The organism is Lentzea indica, from assembly GCF_012184385.1.
GTDB lineage: Bacteria > Actinomycetota > Actinomycetes > Mycobacteriales > Pseudonocardiaceae > Lentzea > Lentzea indica.
Window position 1 is genome coordinate 23,351 of record NZ_VSRL01000094.1, and the last position, 7,104, is coordinate 30,454.

The window sequence follows — 7,104 nt, forward strand, 5'->3', positions numbered from 1 at the left end:
GCGCCGACCACCCACCCGGAGAGTGCAGATGTCGTCCGACGCAGCGCTACGCGACCAGGCACCGTCCACACTCGACCGCCAGGCCGAGCTCAGGGAGTTCCTGCGGTCGCGCCGGGCCCGCCTCAAACCCGAGGACGTGGATCTGCCGTCATCCGGGCGCGCCGGGTTCCCGGACTGCGGCGCGAGGAACTGGCGCAACTGGCGGGCGTGTCGTTCGCCTACTACGCCCGGCTCGAGCAGGGATATGGCGACGGCATGTCCACCGCGGTGCTTGACGCCGTCGCACGTGCCCTGAAACTGACCGACGAAGAGCGCGGCCATCTCCTCCAGCTCGCCCAGCCCGCCCGTACGAGCGTCCCCGAGGCCGAAGCCCAGCGGCTTCGGCCTGGGATCCAGAACCTGCTCGACGCACTCGGCGTCCCCGCCGTCGTCGTCGGCCGGTGCATGAACGTCCTGGGCTGGAACCGGCTCTCCGCCACCATCTTCGGAGACTTCTCGGACCTGCCGCCACACGAGCGCAACGTGCCCCGGCAGATGTTCCTGTCCCCCACCACACGCGAGCGTTTCGTCGACCCGGATGCGCGGGAGCAGGTGATCGTCGGGATTCTGCGCCTCCACCAGGGCCGCTATCCCGACGACCCCGGACTCGCCTGCCTGATAGCGGAGTTGTCGCAGAAGAGCGAGCGGTTCCGGCGGCGGTGGGCCCGGCACGAGGTGGGCTGCGGAGACCCCGGCGTGCTGCGGATGCGGCACCCCCTCGTCGGAGAGTTCGAGCTCAACCCGGAGCACTTGATCCTGCCGCACGACCCCGACCAGCGCCTGCAGACCTACCACGCCGAACCGGGCTCCTCATCGGAGAAGGCTCTGCGAGTCCTGGCAGAGTGGAGTGGTCAGTCAGGCGGCCCGGCGGTGAATGGGGCCGGAAGCCTGCGACAGGCGCAGGCCGGTGCCCTCGTTGGCGTCGGCGACGATCTCGGCGACGATGGAGATCGCCGTTTCCTCCGGGGTGCCCGCCCCCAGGTCGAGCCCGATCGGTGAGCGCAGGCGCGCGAGCTGCCGCTCGGGCACGCCGGTCTCACGCAGCCGGTCGAGGCGGTGTTCGTGGGTGCGCCGCGAGCCCATCGCGCCCACGTACCCGACCGGAAGGCCGAGGGCCAGGCGGAGCAGGGGAATGTCGAACTTGGCGTCGTGTGTGAGAACGCAGACGGCGGTACGGGCGTCGACGTCGGTGGTGGCGAGGTAGCGGTGTGGCCAGTCGACGACGACCTCGTCGGCGTGCGGGAAGCGGGCGGCGGTGGCGAAGACGGGGCGAGCGTCGCAGACGGTGACGCGGTAGCCGAGGAAGGTCCCCGCCTGGCTGAGCGCGGCGGCGAAGTCGACGGCGCCGAAGATCAGCATCCTTGGACGGGACGCGTGGGTGTGGACCAGCAGCGTGATCTTCTCGGGACAGGTGCTGTCGTCGCCTCCGATGTGGACGCGGGCGGTCCGCCCTGCTCGCAGCAACGCGCGAGCCTGGCTCACCACCGCCCGGTCCTCCCGCGCGCGGCCCAAGGACCCGCTGTACGCGTTGCCGCTTCCGTACACGCACGTGGTGCGGCCGAGCAGGTCTTCCGGGCCGTCCACGACCTGCGCCACCGCGACGGGTTGTCCACCCACCGCCCGTTCCAGCGTCAACGCGAGGTGGGCCCGGTCGGCCGGGTGGACGATCTGAACCATGACCTCGAGTTCACCGCCACAGGTCAGGCCCACGGCGAAGGCGTCGTCGTCGGAGTAGCCGAACCGGGTCAGCACCGGAGAGCCGCTCGACTCCAGAACCTGTTGGCACAGTTCGTAGACGGCGCCTTCCACGCAGCCGCCGGAGATGCTGCCGATCGCCTCGCCGTCGGCGGCGACGGCCAGTGAGGTGCCGGGTGGCAGCGGTGCGCTGCCGCTGACCTGGACCACGGTGGCCAGCGCGAACGGGCGGGCCTTCAGCAACCAGAGGGACAACGTGTCCGCAATGTTCAACAACGGTGGATCTCCCGTGGACGTTGGGGCCCGCCGCCGCTCCGGACTGATCCGGGTGGAGTCGGGCGACGGCGGGCGGGACGGGCGGGTTCTCGAAGACTCCTCTGCGGAGGAGGAACTCCGGCCGTCCGGTCTCAGAGCAGTGCTTCCGCGGTGATGGGCAACTCGTGCACACGGCGTCCGGTGGCGTGGAAGACCGCGTTGGCGATGGCCGGCGCGACGCCGACCTTGACGAGCTCACCCAGGCCCTTGACACCGATGGGGTCGGCCTTTCGGTCGTCGCCGTCCAGATAGATCGCCCTCAGATCACGGATGTCGGCGTTGACCGGCACGAGGTAGTCGGCGAGGTTGGCGTTGACGATCCTGCCGTCGCGATGGTCGGTGACCGTGTGCTCCAGCAGGGCCATGCCGATGCCGCCCACCATCCCGCCGACCGCCTGGCTGTCGGCGAGCTTGGGGCTGATGATCCGGCCCGCGTCGTAGACGCTGAGCATCCGCCGCACTCGCACCAGGCCGAGGTTGACGTCGACGCCGACCTCGGCGAACACCGCGCTGTACGCGTACATCGAGTACGGGCTTTCAGCCTCGGGGTTGTAGAGCCCGTTCGCTTCGAGGTGGGTCAGATTGTTGCGGGCCAGGAGCTGCCGGTAGGTCTCACCGCGCGCGGGCTGGTCCTTCACCTGCAGCCGTCCGCCGATGACCACGACGTCGTCGGGGTTGACGCCGTGCAGCGGTGAACGCCGATCGCCGACCGCGAGACTGATCGCCTGCTGGCGCAGCTTGTCGCAGGTGTCCTGGACTGCGGAACCGACGCTGGCCATGAGCTGCGACGCGCCCTGCGGCGGGGCCGGTGGCATGAGCGTGTCGCCCAGGCGGAACTCGACCTCGCGCACCGCCAGCCCCAAGGCGTCGGCCGCGACCTGGGTCATCGACGTGTACGTGCCCGGACCCGCGTCACTCGCCGCGGACTGGACCACCGCGGTGCCGTTGGCGTCGAGCCGGGCGTGGGCTTCGGCCCGCGCCCGGTTGGTGTCGTAGCAGCCGGTGGCGACACCGGTGCCGATGAGCCAGTCACCGTCACGGGTGGAGCGCGGCTTCGGGTTGCGCCGGTCCCAGCCAAACTCGCGGGCGCCCACGCGGAAGCACTCGCGCAGCCGCCGTGTGGAGAAGGGCTGTCCGGTCGACAGGTCTCTGGTGGGTTCGTTGCGCAGCCGCAACTCGACCGGGTCGATGCCCAGCTCGTGGGCAAGCTCGTCCATCGCGACCTCGATGCAGAACGAGGTGCTGCTGAAGCCGGGGCCGCGCATCCACAGCGGGGTGTTGACGTCGAGGGAAACGGTGCGCAGCGTCTGGCTGACGTTGGGCACGTTGTAGAGCATCTGCCCGAGAAACAGCGTGGCTTCCCAGAACGTCTCGTGGTTCGAGGTCTCGTAGGTGGGCTCGTGGGCCATCGCGGTGACGCGCCCCTGGCGGTCCGCTCCGAGGCGGAGCTTGTACTCGTACCGGGGCCGGTAGCCGACCGTGAAGTACATCTGCCTGCGGCTCAGCGCGAGCTTCACCGGGCGTCCGACCTCGCGTGCGGCCAGGGCCGCGATGGCGACGTGCGGCCAGGTCCGCAGGCCGGTGCCGAACGCTCCGCCGACGAACGGTGAGATCACCCGCACGTTCTCCACGGGGATGCCGAACACGGCTGCGGCCTCGTTCTGCGTGCCGATCACGTACTGGGTCTTGTCCCACAGCGTGAGCTTGTCGCCGTCCCAGCGGGCGATGGTGGCGTGCGGTTCGATCGGGTTGTGGTGGTTGCGGGCGAGGTGGAACTCCCGGTCCAGCCGGACCTCCGCGGACGCGAGCGCCGCCTCCGCATCGCCCCGCGCGTAGTTCAGCAGCGGGTTGCCGGGACGGCCCGCGAGGTCCGTCGTGGGCTGCCTGGCCTCGTAGGAGACCTCGACCAGCGAGGCGGCGTGCTGGGCGGCCTCCAGCGTGGTGGCCACGACGGCGGCGACGGGCTGGCCGAAGAACAGGACCTGGTCGTCCTGGAAGACGCGCAGCCGCCGGCCCCGCGGGTTGTTCGAGACCGGGTTGTCGCGGTACACCAACCTCGGGGCGTTGCGGTGGGTGATCACCTTCAGCACACCGGGACAGGCCTCGGCGGCGCTGGTGTCGATGCCGGTGATGCGGCCGAGCGCGATGCTGCTGTCGACGACGACGGCGTGCACGGCGCCGGGGATGTCGTGATCGACGGCGTAGGCGGCCTTGCCGGTGACCTTGAGCCGTCCGTCCACACGGGACAGTGGCGAGCCGACGGCTTTCTGGGGCTGAGGGCTCACCTGGTACCTCCCACCACGCGCAGTTGGCGTTCCACCGTGCGCTTGAGCAACTCGACCTTGAAATTGTTGTGCGCGAGGGGCTGTGCGCCGTCCGCAGCCACTTCGGCCGCCTGCGTCCACAGGGCTTCCGACGGACGCTGGCCGATCAGCCGCTGTTCGACGGCGGACAGCTTCCACGGCACGGTGCCCACGCCTCCGGCCGCGACCTTCGCCACCTGGATCACCCCTCCCCGCACGTGCAGCGCGACGGCGGCGGAGGTGAGCGCGAACTCGTAGGACTGCCGGTCCCGCACCTTCACATAGCCCGACCGCAACGGTCGCGGCTGGGCCGGAACCTCCACGGCGGTGATCAGCTCACCCTGCCGGATGCTCTGTTCACGTTGCGGCGTGTTGTCCGGCCGCAGCAAGAAGTCGGAGAACGCCACCGTGCGCTCCCCCGCCGGGCCCAGCAGATGCACGGTCGCCTCCAGCGCCGCGAAAGCCACGGCCACGTCGGAAGGGTGCGTGGCCACGCACTGCTCCGAGGTGCCCAGGATCGCGTGGGTGCGGTTGAAGCCCTCACGGGCCGCACAACCCGTGCCCGGCTCGCGCCTGTTGCAGGATGCGGTGACGTCACGGAAGTACGTGCACCTGGTGCGCTGCATGATGTTGCCGCCGATGGTGGCCATGTTGCGCAGCTGTGCCGAGGCGCTGAGCTCCAGCGCCTGAGAGATCACCGCGTACAGGGCGCGCACGGTGGGGTGGGCGGCGACCTCCGCCATCCGCATCAGCGCACCGATGCGCAGCCCTCCACCTTTGGTGGCCGTGACCTCGCGCAGTGGCAGAGCACTGATGTCGACCAGCTTGCCGGGACGTTCGACGGTCTCGCGCATCAGGTCGACCAGCGTCGTCCCGCCTGCGATGTAGCGTCCGCCGTCACTGCCCGCCTGGACGGCGGTGCGGAGGTCGGAGACCCTGGTGTAGGAAAACGGATACATGGCGGTTGCGCCTCATTTCCAGCGCGCGGCTTGCTCGACCGCGCGCACGATCTTCACGTAACAGCCACAGCGGCAGAGGTTGCCGCTCATCCACTCCCGGATCTCCTCTGCGGATCCGGTGCGCCCCTCCTTCAGGCAACCGACGCCGGACATGATCTGGCCGGGCGTGCAGAAGCCGCACTGGAAGGCGTCCTGGTCGATGAACGCCTGCTGCAACGGGTGCAGGCGTTCCCCTTTCGCCAGGCCCTCGATGGTGGTGACCTCGGCGCCTTCCAGGCGAACCGCCAGCGTCAGGCACGAGTTGACCCGGCGCCCGTCGACCAGGACCGTGCAGGCGCCGCACGCGCCGGCGTTGCAGCCCTTCTTCGAACCGGTGAGCCCGAGGTGCTCGCGCAGCAGGTCCAGCAGCGAAGTCCGGTTGTCGACGACGACGGTGAGCCGCCTGCCGTTGACGACCAGCGAAACACGAGTGCTGGGACCGGTTTCCGCCGCCGTCGAGGGCTCGGCGCCGAACGCCGATGGCCCCACCACCAGGTCGCCGGCCGCTACCGCACCACCTACGGCGACAGTGGTCGCGACGAACGTGCGCCGGGACAGGGCTGACGGTTCCGCTGCGGGAGGATCGGTAGACATGGCGTCCACTTTGGGGCGCGGCGGCCGGTGCAGGAAGCGGACGTGCTTCGTACGAACGGCGTTCGTACGTCTGGCAGTAGTCGTTTCGCGGCTTCGGCAGCATCGAGGAATCGTCGAAGTTCGATTCGAACGATGTTGTGCGCAGTCGATCCACTGCCCAGCCTGCTGACAGCGCCACCAGGTCCGCCGTAGCGTTCGCCGCCTGAACGAGGCGAGGGGTGGCGGGCGATGACGCACGAGAGGTCTGGCCGGAACGAGTTCGGGCAGGAACTGCGCCGCCTGCGTGAGCAGGCGGGTCTCACTCAGGTCCAGCTGGCCGCGCGCCTCGGGTATCACCACACCTACGTCTCCAAGATCGAGAGCGGCGCCAGGGAGCCGCGGATCGCGTTCGCCGGCAAGGCCGACGACCTGCTGGCAGCGGGCGGCTCCTTGCTCGCCGTGGCGACGAAGATCCGTGCGCGGCTGTGCGCCAGAGCTGCCGCATCCACCGGCGAGGCCTCGATCCCGTTGCCACGAGCACCACGTGGCGCTGACCAGCCGCGGCTCTCGCTCACCCGGTACGTCCGGTTGCCGGCGTTCGGCGTCATCTGCCCGTCGCACGGCATCGACGGCTGCGAGACGCCGGTGCCCGGCCGCCTCGCGGAGGTGCCCGGTGTCGACGGGCTCACCGTGGGCGCCGAGACGCTGCACGGATTCGCCGCGCTGCTGACGACCTACCTCGACGCCGACATCAGCGAGGTCGCCGGTGACCTCGCTGTTCCTGTCGAACAGGCGTTGCACACCCTCATGACCCTGGTTCCGATGGCGCGGGACGCCCAGGCGGACGGCCTTCTACAACTCGCCGCCAGGTACGCCAACCTGGCCGGATGGCTCAGGGTGAAGCGAGGGCAGGACGGAATCGCGATGACATGGCTGCACCGCAGCGTCGAGTGGGCGCTGGCCTCCGGTGGCGTCGCAACGGCCTGTGAGGCGCTGAGCAACATGGGCGTGCTCGCCATGATCGAAGGCGACGCGGCCACCGCGCTCGACTACAGCAACGCCGCGGCCGCGGTGGACCCCAACCGCCGGTGGACGGGTGTGCAGGCGCAGCTGAACCAGGCCCGCGCGCACGCCATGCTCGGTGATCACCGGGAGTTCGCCAGGCTGTCCGGGGCCGCGCG

General features: G+C 70.0%; 5 protein-coding genes and 1 pseudogene. 2 read left to right on the plus strand and 4 right to left on the minus strand.

The genetic code is table 11. The annotated features are described in order from the left end of the window. Positions 1 to 207: 207 nt before the first annotated feature. Positions 208 to 816, plus strand: a pseudogene (locus FXN61_RS55610) (MmyB family transcriptional regulator); the annotation flags it as partial. 78 nt (positions 817 to 894) lie between these two features. Here the strand turns inward: FXN61_RS55610 and FXN61_RS24765 are convergent. The 4 genes from FXN61_RS24765 to FXN61_RS24780 form a co-directional block, all read right to left on the minus strand. Continuing rightward, positions 895 to 2,010 (minus strand): XdhC family protein, encoded by a 1,116-nt coding sequence (locus FXN61_RS24765; protein ID WP_167976434.1) that lies wholly within the window; start codon positions 2,008 to 2,010, stop codon positions 895 to 897. A 131-nt stretch (positions 2,011 to 2,141) separates the two neighbouring features. Continuing rightward, entirely contained in the window at positions 2,142 to 4,334 is a 2,193-nt protein-coding gene (locus FXN61_RS24770; RefSeq protein ID WP_167976435.1) for a xanthine dehydrogenase family protein molybdopterin-binding subunit, read from the minus strand. Beyond that, entirely contained in the window at positions 4,331 to 5,311 is a 981-nt protein-coding gene (locus tag FXN61_RS24775) for an FAD binding domain-containing protein (protein WP_167976436.1), read from the minus strand. The genes FXN61_RS24770 and FXN61_RS24775 overlap by 4 nt, the downstream gene beginning before the upstream one ends. 12 nt (positions 5,312 to 5,323) lie before the next feature. Beyond that, a complete protein-coding gene (locus FXN61_RS24780; protein ID WP_167976437.1) occupies positions 5,324 to 5,944 on the minus strand; it encodes a (2Fe-2S)-binding protein in 621 nt (206 codons plus the stop codon). 228 nt (positions 5,945 to 6,172) lie between these two features. On the opposite strand from FXN61_RS24780, the gene FXN61_RS24785 reads away from it, so the two are divergent. Further along, positions 6,173 to 7,104: helix-turn-helix domain-containing protein (locus FXN61_RS24785; protein WP_167976438.1), on the plus strand; the 932-nt coding region annotated here is incomplete at its 3' end.